21 protein-coding genes are annotated in these 23,330 nt (G+C 72.6%); 16 read left to right on the top strand and 5 right to left on the bottom strand.

Annotated features, from left to right (window positions below; translation table 11 throughout):
* Window positions 1–308 precede the first annotated feature (308 nt).
* The 5 genes from AQJ11_RS16395 (at window position 309) to AQJ11_RS16375 (ending at window position 5,086) form a co-directional block, all read left to right on the top strand.
* Window positions 309–1,205 carry an alpha/beta hydrolase gene (locus tag AQJ11_RS16395; RefSeq protein ID WP_059263555.1) on the top strand — a complete coding sequence of 299 codons (897 nt, stop codon included), beginning with the start codon at window positions 309–311 and terminating at the stop codon, window positions 1,203–1,205.
* Between the two features lie 103 nt (window positions 1,206–1,308).
* The gene (locus AQJ11_RS16390; protein WP_208616535.1) at window positions 1,309–2,661 is read left to right on the top strand and encodes a sensor histidine kinase; all 1,353 of its coding nucleotides are present in this window, start codon (window positions 1,309–1,311) and stop codon (window positions 2,659–2,661) included.
* A complete protein-coding gene (locus AQJ11_RS16385) occupies window positions 2,658–3,323 on the top strand; it encodes a response regulator (RefSeq protein ID WP_014673975.1) in 666 nt (221 codons plus the stop codon). The genes AQJ11_RS16390 and AQJ11_RS16385 overlap by 4 nt, the downstream gene beginning before the upstream one ends.
* Before the next feature lie 47 nt (window positions 3,324–3,370).
* On the top strand, window positions 3,371–3,841 hold the full coding sequence (locus tag AQJ11_RS16380; protein WP_244218268.1) for a hypothetical protein: 471 nt from the start codon (window positions 3,371–3,373) through the stop codon (window positions 3,839–3,841).
* Window positions 3,842–3,865: 24 nt separating this feature from the next.
* Entirely contained in the window at window positions 3,866–5,086 is a 1,221-nt protein-coding gene (locus tag AQJ11_RS16375; protein WP_014673977.1) for a cytochrome P450, read from the top strand.
* An 11-nt stretch (window positions 5,087–5,097) separates the two neighbouring features.
* Here AQJ11_RS16375 and AQJ11_RS16370 read toward each other — a convergent pair whose 3' ends face one another.
* Complete coding sequence (locus AQJ11_RS16370; protein ID WP_014673978.1) at window positions 5,098–5,955, bottom strand: diacylglycerol kinase family protein; 858 nt, start codon at window positions 5,953–5,955, stop codon at window positions 5,098–5,100.
* A gap of 197 nt (window positions 5,956–6,152) precedes the next feature.
* On the opposite strand from AQJ11_RS16370, the gene AQJ11_RS16365 reads away from it, so the two are divergent.
* Window positions 6,153–7,436, top strand: a complete 1,284-nt coding sequence (locus AQJ11_RS16365; RefSeq protein ID WP_041665390.1) for an adenylosuccinate synthase — start codon at window positions 6,153–6,155, stop codon at window positions 7,434–7,436.
* Window positions 7,437–7,520: 84 nt separating this feature from the next.
* Here the strand turns inward: AQJ11_RS16365 and AQJ11_RS16360 are convergent, their stop codons facing one another.
* The 3 genes from AQJ11_RS16360 to AQJ11_RS16350 all read right to left on the bottom strand — a co-directional run bounded on the left by AQJ11_RS16360 (window position 7,521) and on the right by AQJ11_RS16350 (window position 10,472).
* Window positions 7,521–8,171, bottom strand: a complete 651-nt coding sequence (locus tag AQJ11_RS16360) for a hypothetical protein (RefSeq protein WP_058081285.1) — start codon at window positions 8,169–8,171, stop codon at window positions 7,521–7,523.
* A gap of 123 nt (window positions 8,172–8,294) precedes the next feature.
* Window positions 8,295–8,990 (bottom strand): GntR family transcriptional regulator, encoded by a 696-nt coding sequence (locus AQJ11_RS16355; protein ID WP_014673981.1) that lies wholly within the window; start codon window positions 8,988–8,990, stop codon window positions 8,295–8,297.
* 126 nt (window positions 8,991–9,116) lie between these two features.
* A complete protein-coding gene (locus AQJ11_RS16350; protein WP_041665392.1) occupies window positions 9,117–10,472 on the bottom strand; it encodes an aspartate aminotransferase family protein in 1,356 nt (451 codons plus the stop codon).
* A gap of 191 nt (window positions 10,473–10,663) precedes the next feature.
* Here AQJ11_RS16350 and AQJ11_RS16345 point away from each other — a divergent pair, with 191 nt between their 5' ends.
* Window positions 10,664–12,499, top strand: coding sequence for a serine/threonine-protein kinase (locus AQJ11_RS16345; protein WP_059263553.1), 1,836 nt, complete (start codon window positions 10,664–10,666; stop codon window positions 12,497–12,499).
* Window positions 12,500–12,641: 142 nt separating this feature from the next.
* On the top strand, window positions 12,642–14,171 hold the full coding sequence (locus tag AQJ11_RS16340) for a substrate-binding domain-containing protein (RefSeq protein WP_059263552.1): 1,530 nt from the start codon (window positions 12,642–12,644) through the stop codon (window positions 14,169–14,171).
* A 54-nt stretch (window positions 14,172–14,225) separates the two neighbouring features.
* Here the strand turns inward: AQJ11_RS16340 and AQJ11_RS16335 are convergent, their stop codons facing one another.
* Window positions 14,226–14,975, bottom strand: coding sequence for an SLATT domain-containing protein (locus tag AQJ11_RS16335; RefSeq protein ID WP_014673985.1), 750 nt, complete (start codon window positions 14,973–14,975; stop codon window positions 14,226–14,228).
* Window positions 14,976–15,225: 250 nt separating this feature from the next.
* On the opposite strand from AQJ11_RS16335, the gene AQJ11_RS16330 reads away from it, so the two are divergent.
* The 8 genes from AQJ11_RS16330 (at window position 15,226) to AQJ11_RS16295 (ending at window position 23,309) form a co-directional block, all read left to right on the top strand.
* Window positions 15,226–15,570 (top strand): YbaB/EbfC family nucleoid-associated protein, encoded by a 345-nt coding sequence (locus tag AQJ11_RS16330; RefSeq protein WP_014673986.1) that lies wholly within the window; start codon window positions 15,226–15,228, stop codon window positions 15,568–15,570.
* 73 nt (window positions 15,571–15,643) lie between these two features.
* Entirely contained in the window at window positions 15,644–16,243 is a 600-nt protein-coding gene (gene recR / locus AQJ11_RS16325) for a recombination mediator RecR (protein WP_014673987.1), read from the top strand.
* Window positions 16,236–16,898, top strand: coding sequence for a DUF5063 domain-containing protein (locus AQJ11_RS16320; protein WP_059263551.1), 663 nt, complete (start codon window positions 16,236–16,238; stop codon window positions 16,896–16,898). The genes recR and AQJ11_RS16320 overlap by 8 nt, the downstream gene beginning before the upstream one ends.
* Before the next feature lie 101 nt (window positions 16,899–16,999).
* On the top strand, window positions 17,000–19,276 hold the full coding sequence (locus AQJ11_RS16315) for a tetratricopeptide repeat protein (RefSeq protein ID WP_059263550.1): 2,277 nt from the start codon (window positions 17,000–17,002) through the stop codon (window positions 19,274–19,276).
* A 60-nt stretch (window positions 19,277–19,336) separates the two neighbouring features.
* Window positions 19,337–19,768 (top strand): hypothetical protein, encoded by a 432-nt coding sequence (locus AQJ11_RS16310; RefSeq protein WP_059263549.1) that lies wholly within the window; start codon window positions 19,337–19,339, stop codon window positions 19,766–19,768.
* A 201-nt stretch (window positions 19,769–19,969) separates the two neighbouring features.
* Window positions 19,970–21,241, top strand: coding sequence for an aspartate kinase (locus AQJ11_RS16305; RefSeq protein WP_014673991.1), 1,272 nt, complete (start codon window positions 19,970–19,972; stop codon window positions 21,239–21,241).
* Window positions 21,242–21,257: 16 nt separating this feature from the next.
* Complete coding sequence (locus AQJ11_RS16300) at window positions 21,258–22,319, top strand: aspartate-semialdehyde dehydrogenase (protein ID WP_014673992.1); 1,062 nt, start codon at window positions 21,258–21,260, stop codon at window positions 22,317–22,319.
* A 327-nt stretch (window positions 22,320–22,646) separates the two neighbouring features.
* Complete coding sequence (locus AQJ11_RS16295; RefSeq protein ID WP_244218267.1) at window positions 22,647–23,309, top strand: SigE family RNA polymerase sigma factor; 663 nt, start codon at window positions 22,647–22,649, stop codon at window positions 23,307–23,309.
* Window positions 23,310–23,330 lie beyond the last annotated feature (21 nt).

Below are 23,330 nucleotides of genomic sequence, written 5' to 3'. Positions count from 1 at the left end.
GGCACCGGGGCATCAGTTCCGGTCACCCCGCCCCCGCGCCACGCCTCCCGTGGCCGCGCGCCGGGCCTCCGGTGGCTCCCCCAACTCGTCCGACCCGTCCCCGCGTTGGGCCCCGACGGGCTCCGCGCCGGGCCTGCCGCGGCCCGGAGGGCCGGGTGGCCTTCACCGTGCGTGACATCCCCGTGTCCCCGCACGTCACCTGCCTGATACCGTCCCCGCCAACGGCCGATTTCCCACCTGGTCCGCCAAACCCTCCCCCGGTGCCGAGAATCCTGGGAGGCACCCCATCGTCGCTGAGAGGTTGGAGCATGCCGGACGACGCCGCCGCAGCCCGCGCCGCCGCCGAAGAGGAGTCGGCCTTCTCGCACTCCCCGGTCGACCCCGACGTCACCGCCGCCTACGGTGACCACCCCGACCAGGTGATCGACTTCTACGCTCCCCGCCCGGGAGCGGACTCCGCCGCTCCAGGCGCCCCCGCCCCGCTGGTCGTCGTCCTGCACGGCGGCGCCTGGCGCGCCCGCTACGACCGCCGCCACATCACCCCCTTCGCGGACTACCTGGCCCGCAGGGGCTTCGCGGTGGCCAACGTCGAGTACAGACGCGGCGAGGACCCAGCCGGTGCCCCGGACGACGGCACGCGGCCGGCCGGCCGCTGGCCCGACACCTTCGACGACGTCGCGGCGGCCCTGGACGCCCTGCCCGCCCTGGTCCGCGAGGCGCTGCCGCAGGCGGACCCGCGCCGCACGGTCCTGACCGGCCACTCGGCGGGCGGGCACCTGGCGCTGTGGGCGGCGGCCCGCCATGTCCTCCCCCCGGACGCCCCGTGGCGCACCGACGGCCCCGCCGATCTCCGTGGCGTCGTCGCGCTCGCCCCCATCGCGGACTTCGAGGTGGCGGAGAAACTGGACGTCTGCGCGCACGCGTCCCTGCAACTCCTCGGCGGCCCCGACGCCTTCGCCACCCGCCGCCCGTACGCCGACCCCGTACTGCTCCTGCCGACGGGCATCGCCACGACCCTCGTCCAGGGCCGCGCCGACCTGGTCGTCCCGGAGCCGGTGGCCGAGTCCTACGCGGACGCCGCGGCCAAGGCGGGCGAGATGGTGGGCCTGACCCTGCTGGCGGACGTGGGCCACTTCCCGCTGATCGACCCGGCGGCGGACGCCTGCGCGGTGGTGGCGGAGGAGATCGCCCAGCTCGCCTGGTGACAGCCGTGGTACGCCCCGGGCTCCGTAGTCCTTGAGACGGACCCCCGAGGACCCCCCTCCAAGGGGACGACCGGGGGTCCGGTGCGCGCCTACCGTGTGGCACGTGACCGAGACGACGCACACGCAGACGACACCGCCGGGCGCGGCCGGCCGGCCGCGCAGCCCCGAGTTCCGGCTGGCCGTGGACGCCCTGCGCGGGCTGCGGCAGGACCTGTTCCACGAGGCCTTCGCCTACCGGCCGCTGCCCCGCATGGCGGTGGACGGCCGCCTCACCCGCCACCTGCCCGACCGGGTGCGGGCCCGCGCGGCCTGGACCCCGCACGCGCTGGTGGTGGCCGGCGGCCTCGTGGCGTCGCTCGCCGGCGTGGCGGGCGCGGACGTCGGCGCGCCGGCGCTGCTGTGCGGGCTGCTCGCCCTCGCCCCGGTGCTGCTGACCCTGGTGCGTCCGGTCGGCGCGTTCTGGCTGTCGTTCGCGGCGACGACGGTCGCCTCGGTCCTCAGCGGCGGCTGGGGCAGCCGGCCCTGGCCGCCGGGCGGCTTCGTCTCGCACCTGCTGGTGCTCACGGTCGTGGCGATGCGCACCCGCCCGCGCGCGGCGGCCTGGATGTGGCTGCTGACCGCGGTGTACGGCTTCTGGGCCGAGGCCGTCCTCGGTTACGACCACTACGCCACCGACACCGCCCCCATGCTGGTGCTGTCCGCGCTGGCCCTGCTGGCCGTCACGGTCCGGCACGTGCGCCGGGAGGCCCAGCAGGAGGTGACCGCCCAGCAGTCGGTGACCGAGCACGAGCGCTCGCGGCGCACCCTGCTGGAGGAGCGCACGACGATCGCCCGGGAGCTGCACGACGTGGTCGCCCACCACATGTCGGTGGTCGCCATCCAGGCGGAGGCCGCGCCGTACCGGGTGGAGAACCCGCCGCCGGAGCTGGAGAAGGCGTTCGCCACCATCCGGGAGAACGCGGTGGCGGCGCTGACCGAGCTGCGCCGGGTCCTCGGGGTGGTCCGCGCCGAGGACTACGAGGTCCCGGACGCCCCGCAGCCCACCCTGGCCGACCTGGACGGGCTGCTCGCGAACGTGCAGGAGGCCGGTCTGGAGGTGGAGAAGGTGGTGACCGGCGCGGTGCGGGAGCTGCCGCAGGGGGTGGAGCTGTCGGCGTACCGCATCGTGCAGGAGGCGCTGAGCAACACCCTGCGGCACGCGCCCGGCGCGGGTGCCCGCGTCGAGATCGGCTACGTCCTGGGCGGCCTGGGCCTGCGGGTGGTGAACGGTCCGGCCCCGGCGCCGAACCTGGTGAAGCCCTCGCCCGGGGCCGGGCACGGCATCACGGGCATGCGGGAGCGGGTGTCGATGCTGAACGGCGAGATGACGGCGGCTGCCACGGACGAGGGCGGCTACGAGGTGGCGGTGTTCCTGCCGGTGCCGGCGGCGGCCCCCGCGATCGAGGGTGGGGCATGACGATCCGGGTGCTGATCGCGGACGACCAGATGATGGTCCGCGAGGGATTCTCGGTGCTGCTGAACGCGATGCCGGGCATCGAGGTCGTCGGTGAGGCGGTCAACGGCCGGGAGGCGGTGGACCGGGTCCGTGAACTGTCCCCGGACGTCGTCCTGATGGACATCCGCATGCCGGAGCTGAACGGCATCGAGGCGACCCGGGAGATCGTCGCGGCCGACGAGACGGCGAAGGTGCTGGTGCTGACCACGTTCGACCTGGACGAGTACGTGTACCAGGCGCTGCGCGCGGGGGCCTCCGGCTTCCTCCTCAAGGATGCCTCGGCGCGCCAGCTGGCCGACGGGGTGCGGGTGGTCGCGGCGGGCGAGGCCCTGCTGGCCCCCTCGGTCACCCGGCGCCTGATCACGGAGTTCTCCCGCCTGGCGGACACCCCCCGGCTGATGCCGGCGGCCCAGGCGGCGTACGGGGAACTGACGGAACGCGAGACGGAGGTACTGGTCCTGATCGCCCAGGGCCTGTCGAACGCGGAGATCGCCGGGCGCCTGGTGGTGGCGGAGTCGACGATCAAGACCCATGTGAGCCGGATCCTGGTGAAGCTGGGCCTGCGCGACCGCACCCAGGCGGCGGTGTTCGCGTACGAGGCCCGCCTGGTGACGCCCGGCTGACCGGGGACGCGTACCTGGCGGTGTCCGGCGTGAGGATCCGGGGGCCCGTGACCGAGGGAGTGAACATGGAACTGGAACTGGTGCCGCATGTCGGCGTCGGACGTTTCCGGCTCGGCATGTCGATCGATGAGGCACGCGCCGCAGTGGAGGCGTGGGGTCTTCTCCGGACCGCCGCCGCCGACGAGGAGCCGGGGCAGATCGTCCTCACGCACGACGACTCCCAGACGGACGTCGTGCTCGGTTTCAGCAGGGGCACGCTGAGCGGGGTGGAGCTGATCCGTTTCCGGAAGGAGGACGCCGGCGTCCGGGTGCTGCTCGAAGGGCTCGACGTCTTCCGCACCCCGAGTGAGGACCTGCTCGAACAGCTCGCGGCACGGGGCCACACCATCGAGGAGAACGACCTCGGCTTCGACGCCCTGCCCGAGCTGGAGGTGATCCTCGCGAACCAGAGCAGCTACGAGTACCCGGTGGACGAGGAGGGCGACCCCCTGTACTACGACTACGCCCTGGTCAGATGACGTCCGGCGCGCTAGCGTCCCCGCATGGCAGGCCTCGATGACCTCGCGTTCGACCCCTGGGACCCGGCGTTCGTCGCCGACCCGTACCCGGCCTACGCGGAGCTGCGCGCTCGCGGCCGGGTGATCCGGTACGAGCCGACCGACCAGTGGCTGGTCCCGCACCACGCGGACGTCTCGGCGCTGCTGCGCGACCGCCGGCTGGGCCGGACGTACCAGCACCGGTTCGGCCACGAGGAGTTCGGCCGTACCCCGCCCCCGCCGGAGCACGAGCCGTTCCACACCCTCAACGACCACGGCATGCTCGACCTGGAGCCGCCGGACCACACCCGGATCCGGCGCCTGGTGTCGAAGGCGTTCACGCCGCGCACGGTGGAGCGGCTGCGGCCGTACGTCGAGGGGCTCGCGAACGACCTGGTCGCCGCCCTGGTCGGCAACGGCGGCGGTGATCTGCTCAAGGACGTGGCCGAGCCGCTGCCGGTGGCCGTGATCGCCGAGATGCTGGGCATCCCGGAGGCGGACCGTGGGCAGCTGCGCCCCTGGTCGGCGGACATCTGCGGCATGTACGAGCTGAACCCGTCCGAGGAGACGGCGGCGCGGGCGGTGCGGGCGTCGGTGGAGTTCTCGGACTGTCTGCGGGAGCTGATCGCGGCCCGTCGCGAGGACCCCGGGGACGACCTGATCTCGGGCCTGATCGCGGCCCACGACGAGGGCGACCGCCTCACGGAGCAGGAGATGATCTCCACGGCGGTGCTGCTCCTCAACGCGGGCCACGAGGCGACGGTCAACGCCACGGTGAACGGCTGGTGGGCGCTGTTCCGCAACCCGGACCAGCTCGCGGCCCTCCGCGCGGACCACTCCCTGATCCCCTCCGCGATCGAGGAGCTGATGCGCTACGACACCCCGCTCCAGCTCTTCGAACGCTGGGTCCTGGACGACATCGAGATCGACGGCACGACCGTCCCGAGGGGCTCGGAGATCGCCATGCTCTTCGGCTCCGCCAACCACGACCCGGCGGTCTTCACCGACCCCGCCCGCCTGGACCTCACCCGGAAGGACAACCCGCACATCTCCTTCAGCGCGGGCATCCACTACTGCATCGGCGCCCCCCTGGCCCGCCTGGAACTGACGGCCTCCATGACGGCCCTCCTCCGGCAGGCCCCCACCCTGACCCCGACCGAGGAACCGACCCGGAAGCCGAACTTCGTGATCCGGGGCCTGGAGGGACTGGGCGTCGAGCTGGGCTGACGCTCAGGCGGTCACGATCCGGTGGGTGCGGCGGGAGGCGACGTGCGGGGGAGTGTGAGCGCCCACGCCCCCTCCAGTACGCGCCACGTGCGGCGTCGTACCGGGCCCGAGACCGCCGCGTCCGCCCGGTAGCGGAAGTCCGCTCCCGTGACCGTCACCGTGTGGCCGGAGGCCAGGAGCGGGGTCGCCTCCGCGCCCACCGACAGGGGCCGTACCTCCACCGAGGCCGTCCCGGTCCGGCCCGGTGTCACCGCCACCGCCTCCACCGGCTGGTCCAGGTCGACCACCGTCTCCCCGTCCACCTCCACCCGTAGCCGGGTCACGCGCGGGGACGGTACGGCGGACAGCCGGGCGGGCCGGGGGGCGAGGGTGCGGGCCAGGGAGCGGTACCAGGGCCGCTCCGGGCCGAGCGGGACCGGCTCGGCGGGGACCGGCCGCGTCGGCGGGATGCCCAGCGTGCCGAGCACGACCCCGTCGCTGTCGTCCACCAGCAGGTCCAGCCGCCGCTCGGCGCCGTCCAGGACCGCCCGCGCCGCCGCCACCGTGCCGCCGGGCACCCCGAGCGACTCGGCGAGCGCCGCGTCCCCCACCGGCACCACCGACAGCGCGCATCCGGCCAGCTCCCGCTGCCGGTGCAGCAGGGTGACGGCCCGCACCAGCGCCCGGTCGTCGCCGATCACCACCGGCCGCCGGGACCCCCTTCGGCCGAGCGCGCGGGCGAATTCCTCCGGCCCGTCCGGCAGGCACACCTTCGCCGCCGCACCCGCGCTGAGCACGTCTTTCGCGATCCGTACGGACTCTCCGTCCGCCTGTCGTGCCGATGGATCGATGATCACCAGCAGCTGATCGGACGTCGCGAAAGTCGCCACCTCGGTCCTGCCTCGCTTCCTCGGGTAGCATCTTTGTGCAAGAGCCCCTTGCGCTATTGCGCCAGGGGCTTCGTCTATTCCGGGGCATCCGGTCCGACGGTTGTGCGACCAACGGCGGTCGCAGTGGTACGCGGCGGTGAACCTTACGCCCAAGCCCCCGACCTTGGACATGCCCCGCCCGGAAGGGGTGTACGCGCGTGCCCGCACTTGTGCTGCTCGGTGCTCAGTGGGGTGACGAAGGCAAGGGAAAGGCGACGGACCTGCTCGGTGGCTCCGTCGACTATGTGGTGCGTTACCAGGGCGGCAACAACGCCGGCCACACGGTCGTCGTGGGCGACCAGAAGTACGCGCTCCACCTCCTCCCTTCCGGAATCCTGTCGCCCGGCTGTACGCCGGTCATCGGTAACGGTGTCGTCGTCGACCCGTCGGTCCTGCTCTCCGAGCTGAGCGGTCTGAACGAGCGTGGCGTCGACACGTCAAAGCTCCTGATCAGCGGTAACGCGCACATCATCACGCCGTACAACGTGACCGTCGACAAGGTGACGGAACGCTTCCTCGGCAAGCGCAAGATCGGCACGACCGGGCGCGGCATCGGCCCGACCTACGCCGACAAGATCAACCGCGTGGGCATCCGGGTCCAGGACCTCTACGACGAGTCGATCCTGACCCAGAAGGTCGAAGCGGCCCTCGACGTCAAGAACCAGATCCTCACCAAGCTGTACAACCGGCGCGCGATCGCCGTGAGCCAGGTGGTGGAGGAGCTGCTGGGCTACGCCGAGCAGATCAAGCCGTACGTCGCCGACACGGTCCTGGTCCTCAACCAGGCCCTGGAGGACGACAAGGTCGTCCTCTTCGAGGGCGGCCAGGGCACGCTGCTGGACATCGACCACGGCACCTACCCCTTCGTGACGTCGTCGAACCCGACGGCCGGCGGCGCCTGCACCGGTGCCGGCGTGGGCCCCACGAAGATCAGCCGGGTCATCGGCATCCTCAAGGCCTACACGACCCGCGTCGGCGCGGGCCCGTTCCCGACCGAGCTGTTCGACGAGGACGGCGAGGCCCTGCGCCGCATCGGTGGCGAGCGCGGTGTCACCACCGGCCGCGACCGCCGCTGCGGCTGGTTCGACGCGGTCATCGCCCGCTACGCCACCCGCGTCAACGGCCTGACCGACTTCTTCCTCACCAAGCTGGACGTCCTCACCGGCTGGGAGCAGATCCCGGTCTGCGTGGCCTACGAGATCGACGGCAAGCGCGTCGAGGAGCTGCCCTACTCCCAGACCGACTTCCACCACGCGAAGCCGGTCTACGAGATGCTGCCGGGCTGGAGCGAGGACATCAGCAAGGCGAAGTCCTTCTCCGACCTCCCGAAGAACGCCCAGAACTACGTCAAGGCGCTGGAGGAGATGTCCGGCGCACCGATCTCCGCGATCGGCGTGGGCCCGGGCCGCGACGAGACGATCGAGATCAACTCGTTCCTCTGAGCGTCCCTCTCCCGGAGCCCGGGGATCTGATGGGACGGCCGGTGCGGTAACCCCGACCGGCCTTCCCGCCCTCGGTGCCGGGCGTCAGCTGAACACGATCATCGAGCCCTGGGCCAGTGAGCGGGTCGCCGCCGCGTGCAGGCCCAGCCAGACGTGCCGTTCGCGGGCGAAGGGGCTGGGGTCGTACGGGGCGGGGACGGCCGGTTCCTCCAGCTCGGTGGGGGCCGTGGGCGGGGCGGGGGGCGCCGGGGGGTTCGCCGGGTCGATGCCGATGGCCGGGGCGACGTGCTGGAGCTCGCGCAGCAGTGCCTGCGACGAGCCCAACGGGCCTCCGCCCGCGAGGAGTTCGTCGTTCGACAGCGGGTGCGGGAAGTCCACCGGGACGTAGGCGCCCGCGTGGTCGTAGTGCCAGACCAGGTGGGACTGCTGGGCGGTCGACTCGAACATCTCCAGCAACTGCTCGTAGTCGCCGCCCAGTTCGTCCACCGGGGTCACCGGCAGGCCGCAGACCTGGAGCAGGTAGGCCCGGCGCAGGAAGTGCAGGGCGTCGTAGTCGAAACCGGCGACCGGGGCGACGTCGCCGGACAGGCCCGGCATGTACTGGTACACCGGCACCGGCGGCAGACCCGCCTCGGCGAGAGCCTTGTCGTACTGCGCGAGTTCCTCGGCGAAGGGGTTGTCCGGGGTGTGGCACAACACGTCCACGAGCGGTACCAGCCACAGGTCACAGGCCAAAAGAGGGCTCCTACGTCGGCAGGCGCGCGGTCACGCACGGCAAGCAGGTGGTCAGGGAAGGGTAGTCGGTACGGCCCCGGGGCGGCTCCTCCCGTACGGACCGGAGGGGCACGTACCGGTCACTTACCCCTTGGTCAGGTGTTCCAGCAGCGCCAGCGAGTCGGCGTTGGAGGCGGCGACGATCGCACGGGCGGTCTCGGTCTCGCGCCGGGCGAGCGCGTCGACCAGCTCGGTGTGCCCGGACCAGAGCCGGCCGCGCAGGTCGGGCAGCCGCAGCAGGTGCTGCACCACGCAGACCCAGGACCGCACGCGCAGACGGTGCAGGAAGTCGCCGAGGTAGGGATTGCCGAAGAGGGCGCTCAGTTCGCGCCAGAAGCGGAGGTCGTAGCCGATGAGGACCGTGAGGTCGCCGGCGGTCGCGGCCCGCTGGGCCTCCTCGCCCCGGCGGCGCACGGTGGCCAGGGCGGCGGCCGTGCGCGGGTCCTCGGGCGGGGTGCGGAAGGCGGGGTGGCCGGCGCTGAGGACCTGGAACATGCCGTCGGTGACCAGGCTGCGCGCCTCGATCATGTCCCGGTAGTCGGTGACCGAGTACTCGGGCACCCGGAAGCCGCGGTGCTGGTCGGCCTCCAGGATGCCCTGCGCGGACAGGTCGACCAGCGCCTCGCGGACGGGGGTGGCGGAGACGCCGTACTGGTCGGCTATCTCCTTCACGGTGAACGCCCGGCCCGGGCGCAGCCGTCCCGCCAGCACCTCGTCACGGAGTGCGTCCGCGATCTGCTGGCGCAGGGTGCTGCGCGTCACGGTGCCGTTGCCGGGCATGTCCGTGCCTCTCCTCACACGTCCGGGTGACGTACTCGTACGGACTCGCGATCTACGCGGGTCGCTGTTCCTTACGAGCACGTCACCTTACGCGTTCGAACCCGCCCGGCGGCAGGCGCGGTACGGTCACACCGTGTGTTCGTCGGCGACGCTCAACGCGGCGTCGAGCGCGGCCAGACCCTCCTTCAGCTCGGCCTCGCTCGCGTTGCACGGCGGGACGACGTGGGTGCGGTTCATGTTCACGAACGGCCACAGGCCGTGCCGCTTGGCGGCGGCCGTGAACGCGGCCATCGGGGCGCCCGCCTCGCCGGCCGCGTTGTACGGCACCAGCGGCTCGCGGGTCTCCCGGTTCCTCACCAGCTCCAGCGCCCAGAACATGCCGACACCGCGCACCTCGCCGACGCTCGGGTGCCGCGCGGCCAGCTCGGCGAGGCCCGGGCCGAGGACGCTCTCGCCGAGCCGCCTGGCGTTCTCCACCACGCCCTCCTCCGCCATCACGTTGATCGTGGCGACGGCGGCGGCGCAGGCCAGCGGGTGTCCGGAGTAGGTGAGGCCACCGGGGTAGGGGCGCTTGCCGAACGTCTCCGCGATCCTCTGCGAGATGGCGACACCGCCGAGCGGGACGTAACCGGAGTTCACGCCCTTGGCGAAGGTCATCAGGTCCGGGGTGACACCGAACAGGTCGGCCGCGAACCACTCGCCGGTCCGGCCGAAGCCGGCCATGACCTCGTCCAGGATGAAGACGATGCCGTACTTGTCGCACAGCTCGCGCACCCCGGCCAGGTAGCCGGGCGGCGGCACCATGATCCCGGCGGTGCCCGGGATGGTCTCCAGGATGATCGCCGCGATGGTCGCCGGGCCCTCGAAGGCGATCGTCGTCTCCAGGTGCTCCAGCGCCCGGGCGCACTCCTGCTCCTCGGTCTCGGCGTAGAAGCGGGAGCGGTAGGGGAACGGCGCCCAGAAGTGGACGACACCGGCGGCCGCGCCGTCGGAGGCCCAGCGGCGCGGGTCACCGGTGATGTTGATGGCCTGCTGGGTGCCGCCGTGGTAGGAGCGGTAGGCCGAGAGCACCTTCGGACGGCCCGTGTGCAGCCGGGCCATGCGGACCGCGTGCTCGACGGCGTCCGCGCCGCCGTTGGTGAAGAAGATCTTGTCCAGGTCGCCGGGGGTCCGCTCGGCGATCAGCCGGGCCGCCTCCGAGCGGGCCTCGACGGCGAACGCGGGCGCGAAGGTCGTCAGCTTCGCGGCCTGCTCCTGGATCGCCGCGACGACCTTCGGGTGCTGGTAGCCGATGTTGGTGAAGACGAGTCCGCTGGTGAAGTCCAGGTACCGCGTGCCGTCGTAGTCCCAGAAGTACGACCCTTCGGCGCCGGCGACGGCGAGCGGGTCGATGAGGTCCTGGGCCGACCAGGAGTGGAAGACGTGCGCACGGTCCGCGGCCTTCACCGCGGCGCCGGCTTCGGGGCTGGGCTGAGGGGTCATGCCGCCGAGCGTAGATGTCCGCGATGCGGAAGTCCTATCGGCGTCCTGTTCCCTGCGCGGGGGGAAAGCACGACAGGTTGTCGACGCAAGACCGGCCTGGACCGGCCGGGGATCGCCGGCGGAGGGGGCCCGGCCCTACCGCCGCCACTATTCTCGGTCGTCGCAGACCTATGGGGGGAAGGCGGACGCGGATGGAGAAGCTGGGGCCGGGGGATCCGCAGGAGATCGGTGCGTATCGGCTGCTGGCGCGGCTCGGCGCGGGCGGCATGGGGCACGTGTACCTGGCGCGGTCGGACCGGGGGCGGACCGTGGCGGTGAAGCTCGTCCGGGAGGAACTGGCCGCGCAGGAGGAGTTCCGGGCGCGGTTCCGGCAGGAGGTGCGGGCCGCGCGGCGGGTCGGCGGGTACTGGACCGCGCCCGTGCTGGACGCGGACACCGAGGCGGCCGTGCCGTGGGTGGCGACCGGGTACGTGGCCGGGCCTAGCCTCCAGCAGGTCGTCGGACACGACCACGGGGCACTGCCCGAGCGGTCGGTACGCATCCTGGCGGCGGGGCTCGCACACGCGCTGAAGGACATCCACGCGGCCGGGATCGTGCACCGGGACCTCAAGCCGTCCAACGTGCTGGTGACCATCGACGGGCCCCGCGTGATCGACTTCGGGATCGCCCGGGCGCGGGAGACGGCGACCGCCGGCGGGGAGGGGCTCACCCGGACCGGGGCGCTCGTCGGGTCGCCGGGGTTCATGGCGCCCGAGCAGGTCCGCGGGGACCGGATCACGCCGGCGTGCGACGTGTTCTGCCTCGGGTCCGTGCTGGCGTACGCGGCGACCGGGACCCTGCCCTTCGGCAACGCCGACAGCGGCGCGCACGCGCTGATGTTCCGGATCGCTCAGGAGGAGCCGGATCTCACCGGGGTGCCGGAGGGGATCGCCGACCTCGTCCGGGACTGCCTGCGCAAGGAGCCGGGGGCACGGCCCTCGCTGGACGCGATCCTGGAGCGGACGGGGGTGGAGGACACCGTGGCCGAGGGGCGGTCGCGGGACCCCTGGCTGCCGAGTTCGCTGGTCGCGCAGCTCGGCAGGCACGCGGTGCGGTTGCTGGAGGCCGAGGACCCCGAGCGGGACGCGGGTCCGGCGTCCGGTCCGGGCGGGGGGCCCGAGCACGCCGCCGTCTCCGACGGCGGGGACGCCGGAAGCGTCGACCACCAGCCCGCCGCGGTCACCGCCCAGGCTCCGCCGACACCCGGTGCGCCGCCCGCGTCCGCCGGGTTCGGACCGGCGTACGGGGTGCCCCAGCAGCCGTACCCGCCCCAGCAGCCGTATCCGCAGCAGCCGTACGCACAGCCGCATCCGCCGCACCCCCAGCCCGTCGGCTACGGGTATCCGCCGTCCGGGTCCACCCCGCCGTACGGACCGCCCACCGTCGGCGTCCCGGTGGACCCCGAGCGGCGCAACGGGCGGTCCACCGCGCTGCTCGTCGTGATAGCGCTGGTCGTCGCGCTGGGCGCGGGCGGTTCGGTGTACGCGCTGATGAGCAAGGGCGGCACGGTCGACGACAAGGGCGGCGGCACGGTCGTCCCGGCGCCCACCGTCACCTCCGGCTCACCGGACGGCTCCGGCACGCCCTCCCCGTCCGCGACGGAGGAGCCGTCCCCCTCCGCCTCCACGGCCGGCGCGGTACCGGACGCCTATCTGGGCACCTGGCGGACGGCCATCGACAACGCGGACGGCTCCCACACCCGCGAACTGACCATCCGGCAGGGCGAGGTGGGCGACCCGGTGCTGACGCTGGTCGCGGACGGGCCGACCGAGGGCGGTGGGTCGTACCACTGCGTCTTCGAGGCGGATCTCGCCGAACAGCCTGGTGGCAAGGGCCCGTTGGAGATCGGCCCGTCCGCCGTGACCACCGGCGAGCCCGCCTCCTCCTGCACCGCGGGCGAGGCCACCGAGGTCACCCTGCTGCCGGACGGACGGCTGAAGCGGGCGAAGGCGAGCGGCGGGGAGAGCCTGACGTACACCAAGCAGTGACCGGGGCGACCGGCAACGGGCCCTGCCCCGGCGGCGGTTGAACGTCGGGCGAACGTTCGGGGACGGGTCCCGCCGGGGCCCGTTCGCGCGCGTACCGTGACTCCACCATCGTCCGGCTCCGGGGAGTGGCGGGGGCACCCACATGGAGTGGCTGAGCGCGGAGAACGTCGTCGCCGTCGGGACCGCGGTGCTGGGCATCGCCGCGTCCGCGGGCATGGTCTGGTACGAGCGCCGGGTGCCCCGCCGCAAGCGGGTCGGTCACCGCGTGCAGATGGACAACCCGATAGGCGACGACGTCCGGTCCGGGCGGGTCAACCGGCGGCTCGGGCTCTTCCTCGAAGCGCCCGGCATGGAGGACGCCACGCTCGTCCTGCTGCGCATCGAGAACGACGGCTCGCAGGGCATCGACCGCGACGACTACACCAGCCCCGAACGGCACGGGCTCACCGCGGTCTTCACCGACCGGACCATCCGGGGCGTGTCGGTGACCCAGCCCACCGACACCGACCACCTGATGGACCACTTCACCGCCGAGCGCGGCTTCGGCTACGAGGGCAACACCCTGCGCATCCCGCGCGTCCCGCTCAACAGGGGCGACCACTTCAAGCTGCTGGTGCTGCTGTCCGGCGGGGACGTCGGCCGGGGGATCCGGCTGATCGGCGGCATCCGGGAGGGCGAGGTCCACCCCAACCGCAGCGCCACCCCGGACGACAAGCCGCCCCTGTTCAGCCGCGCCTCCCGGCTCATCACCCTCATGCTCACGGTGTGCGTGATGACCCTCGCCGGCATCGTCGTGGCCCGCGACGACAGCCCGCCGCCGGTCGGCTGCGAGCAGGGCACGCTCACCGTGACCGGCTCGACGGCCTTCGCGCCGGCGCTGCGGGAGGTGGCGAAGGAGTACGAGGGGGACTGCGAGGGCGCGGACATCGCCGTCGACGTGCACGGATCCACCGCGGGCATCCGGGAGCTGGCGGCGGCCGGGTCGGCCGCGAAGGGGAAGGGGGCGCCGGCGGTCGTCGCCTTCTCGGACGGGCCCAAGCCCGGCGACATGCCCGAACTGCGCGAGACCCGGGTCGCGTTGTCCGTGTTCGCGCTCGTGGCCGACGACGACGTGGGCGTACGGAACCTGTCCACCGCGGACGTGCGGCGGCTGTACCAGGGGGAGATCGGCGACTGGGCGCGGCTCGGCGGGCGGAAGCTGCCGGTGCACCTGGTCAGCCGGGACGCCAACTCCGGCACCCGGCAGGTCTTCCAGCGGCGGGTGCTGGGGCGGGGCGAGATGGCGAACCCGTCCGTCGACTGCGTCCACAAGGACTATCCGTCGGCGCCGGTGACCCGCTGCGAGCTGGACTCCACCGACCAGGTGCTGGCGAAGGTGGCCGAACTGCCCGGTGCCGTCGGCTACAGCGAGCTGAACCTGGCGCTGCGGGCGAAGGGGGTGCGGGTGCTGGGCCTCGACGGCGACGCGCCCTCCGTCGACGCGATCGAGCACGGGCGCAGTGCGTACCCGTACCGGGAGATCGAGTACGCCTACACCTACGGCAGCCCGCCCGCCGACTCCCTCGCCTCCAGCTTCCTGACCTACCTGTCCCGGGGCAACGGCCAGTCCGTCATCCGCACCCATGGACACGTGCCGTGCTGGACACCGGAGGGGATGAAGCTGTGCGCGTAGGCCGTGGCAGCGGGGGCGCCGTAACCGCGGGCGGGCGGGACCCGTCGGCGGTGTCTACCGCGGCTCCGGGGGCCGCTGCCGTGGCATGTTCGGGCGGCTGCCGTTCGCCGGTGGCAGGGGGAAGCGGGCACCCGGGCCCCCGGCCTCCTGGCGCGGCACCGTCGCCACCGCCGTCTGGATGCCCAGCGGCGCCGCCCCGGTGCGGAACTCCACCATCCAGTCCGTCGTCTCGGTGCGCACCAGCTCCGTGACGTCCTCCGAGAACCGCCGCAGCACCGACAGGCACCGCTCGGCCGCCTCGCTCGCCGTACCCTCAGCCGGCCCCAGCACCTCCCGCACGCACTCCGACGCCCAGTCGAACTGCAACACCTGGAGCCGCCGGTGCACCGCCTGGGCCGTGGCCACGTCCCTTATCCAGCCCGACGTGACCCCGAAGAACCGGTCGATGCCGGCGCAGGACACGGCGAGCAGCAGCGCCAGACAGCCCCAGGGTGCCACCCCGCCGGCCGCCCCGGTCAGATCCAGCAGCGGCAGCGCGGCCCCGGCCACGGCCCCGGCCGCCGCCCCGACCCGCAGCACGCGCGCCCCGCGCCGCTTCCACATCCGGTCCCGCAGGTACCAGGCGGCCGTCTCCAGCGCCCGCCGCTCCACCCATCGGTACAGCTCGTCCAGCCGCTCGGCGGGTTCGCCCCAGTCCCCGAGCGGGAAGGCCCGCCCGGTCAGATCGCCCGGCCGCAGCCCGGCCGCACCCTCGCCCCGCCCGTCCTGAGGCGGACCCTCGGGCTGCATCTCCGGCTGACCCACCCGGCACTCCCTACTGATCACGACCGGTCGCATAGCGTGACATTCCCTGCCGACGCGCGGCCACCTTCCTACCGCCCAACGGGTGGCGGAGAGGGAGCTTTCCCGACTTTTCCGCCCGTAAGAGGGCCTTGATCAGGTATAGGACTCACGTTGTTCTCACTCGAAAGAGTGGCGGAGCAGTGGCCGCGTGGACCACGTAGGCTCATTCACGACGGAGAAAAACGTCGGAGAAGACGGCGAGGAGCTGATCGTGATCCCCGGTGGTGGCCAGCCCAACATGCAGCAGTTGCTCCAGCAGGCCCAGAAGATGCAGCAGGACCTGCAACGGGCGCAGGAGGAACTGGCGAACACGGAGGTCGACGGGCAGGCGGGCGGCGGTCTGGTGAAGGCCACCGTCACCGGCGCCGGTGAGCTGCGGGCGCTGAAGATCGACCCGAAGGCGGTGGACCCGGAGGACACCGAGACCCTCGCCGACCTGATCGTGGCGGCCGTCCAGGCGGCCAACGAGAACGCGCAGGCGCTCCAGCAGCAGAAGCTCGGCCCGCTGGCCCAGGGGCTGGGCGGCGGCAGCGGCATCCCGGGCCTGCCGTTCTGACGCCTCCGCCTTCCGAGCGGAGGCGCAAGGCAACTACCGTACGTACCGAAAGGTCTCCAGGAAGGGCAGTCCGTTGTACGAAGGCGTGGTCCAGGACCTCATCGACGAGCTGGGGCGGCTGCCCGGCGTCGGTCCCAAGAGCGCGCAGCGGATCGCCTTCCACGTCCTGCAAGCCGAGCCGACGGACGTGAAGCGGCTCGCGCAGGCGCTCCTGGAGGTGAAGGCGAGGGTCCGCTTCTGCGCGACCTGCGGCAACGTGGCGCAGGAGGAGCTGTGCGGCATCTGCCGCGACCCGCGCCGCGACCCCTCCGTCATCTGTGTGGTGGAGGAACCGAAGGACGTCGTCGCGATCGAGCGCACCCGTGAGTTCCGGGGCCGGTACCACGTGCTCGGTGGCGCGATCAGCCCGATCGAGGGCGTGGGACCCGACGACCTGCGTATACGAGAACTTCTCGCGCGGTTGGCCGACGGGACGGTCACGGAACTGATCCTGGCCACGGACCCGAATCTGGAAGGCGAGGCGACGGCGACGTACCTCGCCCGCATGATCAAGCCCATGGGCCTGAAGGTCACCCGCCTGGCCAGCGGCCTCCCGGTGGGTGGTGACCTGGAATACGCGGACGAGGTGACCCTGGGCCGCGCCTTCGAGGGGAGACGACTCCTAGATGTCTGACGCCACGCTGCACGCCTCGACGCAGAACCCGGACGACTTCGTGGTCCAGATCGCGGACCAGGTCGAGAGCTTCCTGGTGGCCGTCACGGAGGTGGCGAAGGGCGACGAGCCCGAATCGGCGGTCCCCTTCCTCCTCCTGGAGGTCTCCCAGCTCCTGCTGGCCGGCGGCCGGCTGGGCGCGCACGAGGACATCGTCCCCGAGGAGCGCTACGAGCCCGACCCGGGCCCCGAGCCGGACGTGGACGAGCTGCGCGAGAGGTACGCCCGGCTCCTGGACCCGATCGACGTCTACTCCGAGGTCTTCGACCCGTACGAGCCCCGCAAGGCGCCGGTGCCGGCCCGGCTCTCCGACGACCTCGCCGACATCATCGCCGACCTGCGCCACGGCATGGTCCACTACCGTGCGGGCCGCACCACCGAGGCCCTGTGGTGGTGGCAGTTCTCCTACTTCTCCAACTGGGGACCGACGGCCTCCGCGGTGCTGCGCGCCCTCCAGTCCGTCCTCATCCACGTCCGCCTCAACCAGCCCCTGGAGGAACTGGACGGCCTCGACACCGACCAGGCCGCCATGGGCGACGAGACCCTGGAGTTCGAGGCGGGCCGCGTCATGGCCGAGGAGATCGGCGGGCCCCTGGGGATCCGCCCCGGGCAGTAGCCGCTCCCGGTGGCCGGCGCCCGGCTCCCCGGGCGGGTGTCCCCGCTCCAACTCCCGCCGACTGCCTGACGGTTCCCGCGCCCGGCGGTCATCATGGGCGCATGAGTGCCCTGTTCGACCGTCGGCCGACCGCCGATGCCTCCGGTTCGAGCGCCGTCGCCGCCGGTGGGAGCATCGGCCAGGCGGTCACCGGCCCGGGTGCGGTCGGTCTGCACATCGAGAACGTCGCCGCGCTGCTGCCGGACGCGTGTCCGCCGGCCGAGTCGGTGCGGGCCCCGGCCCGGCTCACCAACCTGCCCTTCCGGGCCGACCTCTGCCTGGGGCGGGATGCTCAGCTCGCGCTGCTGCACGACGCGCGGGGCACGTCCGGCCGGCCCCTGGTCCATGTGGTCCACGGGCTCGGCGGCATCGGTAAGTCCACGCTCGTCGCACGCATGGCCGCCGAACACACCGGGGCGGGGCCGGTGTGGTGGATCAAGGCCGGCAGCCGCGCCGCGATCGATGCGGGACTCGCCCACCTCGCGTCCGTCCTCCAGCCGTCCCTCGGCACCGTGCTTCCCCGGGAGCAGATGAGCGAGTGGGCCCTGCGCTGGCTCACTGCTCACACCGGCTGGCTCGTGGTCCTGGACGACGTGGCGCACCCGGCGGATGCCGTGCCCCTGCTGGCCAGGGTGACCTCGGGCCGCTTCCTGATCACCAGCCGGCTGACGGCGGGATGGCAGGGCATCGCGGAGGAGGTGCCGTTGGGCGTGCTCTCCCCGCAGGACGCGGTGCGCCTGTTCACGGAGATACACGGCGCGGACCCGGACGCCGCCCGGCTCTGCGCGGAACTGGGCCATCTCCCGCTGGCGGTCACCCAGGCGGCGGCCTACTGCCGGATGACGCACTGCACGGCCTCCACCTACCTTGAGGAACTGGCGAAGTCGCCCGCCGACATGTACGCGGAGACCGTGGAGGGCGGCGACCACGAACGCACCGTGGCTCGTGTCTGGCACGTCACACTGGACCGCCTCGCGGACGACCCCCTGGCCGTGCGGATCCTGCTGATGCTGGCCTGGTACGCGTCCGAGGGCATCCCGCGCGACCTGTTCGCCTCGCTGGACAGATCCCTCGCCGTGCGCCGGGCGTTCGGCCGGCTGGCCGCCCACAGCATGATCACGCTCTCCGGTGACACGGTGTCCGTGCACCGGCTGGTGCAGGCGGTGTCCCGTGCCCACAGCCCCGGCGACCGGCATCGCGGCCAGGAGGCGGTCGAGGCGGCGCGCGGCGCGGCGGTGGACGCGCTGGCGGTGGCTCTGCCCGAGGACATGGACGAGCCGTCCGCCTGGCCGGTGATGCGTTCCCTGCTTCCGCACGCCGAGGCGCTGGCCGAACACGTCCGGTGCGAGGACGACACCCCGGCGATGGTCCGGCTGCTGGCACGCACCGGGGACTACCTTCTCGACTCCGGGGGGAAGGCCGCCGCACGGGGGATGGAGCTGCTGCGCCGGGCCGAGGCGGGGTGCCTGCGCCTGCACGGCGCGGAGGCCGAGGAGACCCTGGAGGTGCGGGTCGCGCTCGCGCGGGTGACGCGGATGCTGCGCCCTCTCGCGGAGTCGGCTCCGCTGGCCGAGACGGTGGTGGCGGACTGCACGCGGATCCTGGGCGCGGACCACCTCGTGACCCTGGACGCCCTCTCGAACCTGCGCCGGATCGTCTGGCTGAAGGGGGACGCCGACCGAGCCGTGCGGCTGGCCGAGGAGTGCCTCGCGGGCCTGGTCCGGCTGCGGGGGCCGGACCACCCGGACACCCTCAGGGCCCGCCACGACCTCGTCATGACACTTGACGACACCGCGGGGGAGGCCGGCACCCGGGACATGCGCGCGGAACTGCTCAGGGACTGCCGGCGTGCCCTGGGCGAGGAACACCCCGTGACCCTCTCCGTCAGGAACCTGGACACCGTGCTGGCGCGCCGCCCGGTCTTCCACCCGGATGTGAACCAGACCGTCGCGGGACTCTTCTCCGTCGCCGAGGAAGGGGACCGGGAGGACCTGCTCGGTCTGGTGCGCGTCCTGATGGACCAGGTGATGGCCCTCGGTCCCCTCGACGACTTCCTGCCCCGCACCACGGAGGAGGACGTGCGGAAGGCGGAGCGGGACCTGGAGACGTCCCGGCGTGTGCTGGGTGACGCGAGCACCGGCGTCCTGGAGGCCCAGCTGGCGTTGCTCCTGGTGTACGGGACGAGCCGGGACGAGCGGTACGAAGAAGCAGCGACCGCCCTCTTGCAGGAGCTGTTCGCCCAGCTGAGCGAGAACCCTTCCGTCATGACACCGCTGCTGCGCGTGCTGGAGGCGTTCGGCTCCGTCCTGGGCGAGACCGCCCGGCCCGAGGGCTCCTGAAGCCGCCGGACCGGCCGCCGACCGGGTTTGCCGCGGCGGTGGCGCAGGCATGATGCCCCCATGACGTTGAAGCCGTGGGCATGGGCCGGACTGGGCATCTGCGCCGTGGGCGTCAGCACGCTGGTCGCTCTCGCCTTCGTCGATCTGGGAGCGGCGGACCAGGTCGCGAGCGTGGCCGGTGGAGCGGTCGGCGTGGTCGGTCTGGTGCTGGCGGCGATCACGCAGTTCGGCGGCTCGACCCCGGCGCCCCCGCCCCCGGCTCCGGCGCGCGGGGTGCAGGCGTCCGGCGAGGGCGCCGTCGCGGCGGGCGGCAGCATCGGTTTCGCTTCCACGGGCGGCGCGGCCACGCCGCCTTCGCCGATCCCGCCCGCACCGCCGGCGCCGGGCGCGCCGGGGGCCGGCGATGTGCGCGCCTCGGGCGCCCGTTCCATCGCGGCCGGCGGGGACATCGGCTCGGCGTCCACCGGAAACGCGGGTCAGCCGGGGGCTTGAGCCGGGCACCGCTCCGCGCCCGGCTGCCGGGGCCGGCCCGCCGGCGCACACTGTGAGCCAGGGCACTTTCCGAGTGGTGCGGCATTCGCTGGGCAGGGGTCGGGACCGAGCGGCGGATGTCTCACCATGCGGGAGCAGGGTGGTGGAATTCGGACGCTCGATAGACTGAGCCGACACAAACGAACCGAGCGAGGAGCGCACGTGGGCCTTGTCGTGCAGAAGTACGGAGGCTCCTCCGTAGCCGATGCCGAAGGCATCAAGCGCGTCGCCAAGCGGATCGTGGAAGCGAAGAAGAACGGCAACCAGGTTGTCGTCGTCGTTTCCGCGATGGGCGACACGACGGACGAGCTGATCGATCTCGCCGAGCAGGTCTCTCCCATGCCTGCCGGGCGGGAATTCGACATGCTGCTGACCGCCGGAGAGCGGATCTCCATGGCCCTGCTGGCGATGGCGATCAAAAACCTGGGCCACGAGGCCCAGTCCTTCACCGGCAGCCAGGCAGGCGTCATCACCGACTCGGTCCACAACAAAGCCCGGATCATCGACGTCACGCCGGGGCGGATCAGGACGGCTCTCGACGAGGGCAACATCGCCATCGTCGCCGGGTTCCAGGGCGTGAGCGCCGACAAGAAGGACATCACCACGCTGGGCCGCGGCGGGTCCGACACGACCGCCGTGGCGCTCGCCGCCGCGCTCGACGCCGAGGTCTGCGAGATCTACACCGACGTCGACGGCGTGTTCACCGCCGACCCGCGCGTGGTGAAGAAGGCGAAGAAGATCGACTGGATCTCCTTCGAGGACATGCTGGAGCTCGCGGCCTCCGGTTCCAAGGTGCTCCTCCACCGCTGTGTGGAGTACGCCCGCCGCTACAACATCCCGATCCACGTCCGGTCGTCCTTCAGCGGACTCCAGGGCACGTGGGTCAGCAGTGAGCCGATTGGGGACAAGAAGGTGGAGCAGGCCATCATCTCCGGTGTCGCGCACGACACCTCCGAGGCCAAGATCACGGTCGTCGGCGTGCCGGACAAGCCGGGTGAGGCCGCCGCGATCTTCCGGACCATCGCCGATGCCGAGATCAACATCGACATGGTCGTGCAGAACGTGTCCGCCGCCTCCACGGGCCTGACGGACATCTCCTTCACGCTGCCGAAGACCGAGGGCCGCAAGGCCATCGACGCGCTGGAGAAGAACCGCTCCGGCATCGGCTTCGACTCGCTGCGCTACGACGACCAGATCGGCAAGATCTCCCTGGTCGGCGCCGGTATGAAGACCAACCCGGGCGTCACCGCCGGGTTCTTCGAGGCGCTCAGCGACGCCGGTGTGAACATCGAGCTGATCTCGACCTCCGAGATCCGCATCTCGGTGGTCACCCGCGCCGACGACGTGCCGGAGGCCGTCCGCGCCGTCCACACCGCCTTCGGCCTGGACTCCGACAGCGACGAGGCCGTCGTCTACGGCGGCACCGGCCGATGAGCCGGGACACCGTCCGATGACCGGCAGGCCGACGCTCGCGGTCGTGGGAGCGACCGGAGCCGTCGGCACGGTCATGCTCCAGATCCTGTCCCAGCGCGCGGACGTCTGGGGCGAGATCCGCCTGATCGCCTCCCCGCGCTCGGCCGGCCGCAAGCTGGCCGTGCGCGGCGAGGAGGTCGAGGTGATGGCCCTGACGGAGGACGCCTTCGCCGGGGTCGACATCGCGCTGTTCGACGTCCCGGACGAGGTCGCCGCCGAGTGGGCGCCGGTCGCCGCCGCGCGCGGCGCGGTCGTCGTCGACAACTCCGGCGCCTTCCGCATGGACCCGGACGTGCCGCTCGTCGTGCCCGAGATCAACGCGCACGCCGTACGGTCCCGGCCGCGCGGGATCGTCGCCAACCCGAACTGCACGACCCTGACGATGATCGTCGCCCTGGGCGCGCTGCACGCCGAGTTCGGGCTGCGGGGGCTCGTGGTGTCGTCGTACCAGGCGGTGAGCGGGGCCGGGCGGGCCGGCGTGGAGACGCTGCGGGCCCAGCTGTCCCTGGTGGCCGGGACCGAGCTGGGCACCAAGCCCGGGGACGTGCGGCGGGCCGTCGGGGACGACACCGGGCCGTTCCCCGAGCCGGTCGCGCTGAACGTCGTACCGTGGGCCGGGTCGCTGCGGGAGGACGGCTGGTCGTCGGAGGAGATGAAGGTCCGCGACGAGTCCCGCAAGATCCTCGGCCTGCCGGCGCTGCCGGTCGCCGTGACCTGCGTCCGGGTGCCGGTGATCACCACGCACTCGCTGACCGTCCACGCCCGCTTCCAGCGGGAGGTCGGCGTCGACGGGGCCCGCGAGATCCTCGCGACCGCGCCGGGCGTGGTGCTGTGCGACGACCCGGCCGCCGGCGAGTTCCCCACCCCCGCCGACGTCGTGGGCACCGACCCGACCTGGGTGGGCCGGGTGCGCCGGGCCCTGGACGACCCCACCGCGCTGGAGCTCTTCGTGTGCGGCGACAACCTCCGCAAGGGCGCCGCGCTGAACTGCGCGCAGATCGCCGAGCTGATCGCGGCGGAGCTGTCCGCCCCCACGTAGCTGTTGAACTTTGTAGGATCTACGTAAAGACTGTGGCCGGGAGCATGGTCCAAATCCCTTGAACCACTCCCGCCGACGACAGAGGATTTCCCTCCCCGCCTTCCGCAACCGCATGGAGGCGGGGAGCGTCTTTGCGGTCACCCTTGCGGGACCTGGGGACGTGATGATCCTGGCGTGGGGACGCCGTGGTCGGGGCGTGGGGGCGCCTGTGCATATGGGACATAAGGGAAGAGCGGGACGCATGACGGCACTTGAGGCACCGCCGGTTGTCGCACATGTGACGCCCGGCACGTACAACCCCCGAGGGGGGAAGCGTGTCCAACAGGCGTGGCAGAGGTACTCGAACTCAGTGTGGCCCGCGGTGGTACGGCCCTGCGGCCCCGCCCGCCCGGCGGCATGCCGGTGATCGCGCCCATGCCCGCAGCGCGGCCCGCCCGCATACCCAGTCAGCGTGACGGTGCCGAGGAACCCGCGGGTGCCGTGGCGACCGAGGCCGCCGGCACGACCGTCGACCACCTCACCGAGACCTACCGGGCGCACTACCGCTCGCTGCTCGGCCTGGCCGCACTCCTCCTCGACGACACCGCCTCCTGCGAGGACGTCGTCCAGGAGGCCTTCATCCGCGTCCACTCGGCCCGCAAGCGCGTCCGCGACCCCGAGAAGACCCTCGCCTACCTGCGGCAGACGGTCGTCAACCTCTCCCGCTCCACGCTGCGCCGGCGCATCCTCGGCCTGAAGCTGCTCTCCAAGCCGATGCCCGACATGGCGAGCGCGGAGGAGGGCGCCTACGACCAGCTGGAGCGCCGCGACCTCATCAAGGCGATGAAGGGGCTCCAGCGCCGCCAGCGCGAGGTGCTCGTGCTGCGCTACTTCGCGGACATGACCGAGGCCCAGGTCGCCGAGACGCTCGGCATATCCCTGGGCTCCGTCAAGGCGTACGGTTCGCGAGGCATCGCCGCGCTGCGGGTCGCCATGGGGACACCGGCATGAGCGACCGCGCCGAAGAGGGCG

Source organism: Streptomyces corchorusii, assembly GCF_001514055.1.
GTDB lineage: Bacteria > Actinomycetota > Actinomycetes > Streptomycetales > Streptomycetaceae > Streptomyces > Streptomyces olivaceoviridis.
The sequence above is the reverse complement of the archived record's forward strand: the minus strand, read 5'-3'. Positions and strand labels throughout refer to the sequence as shown.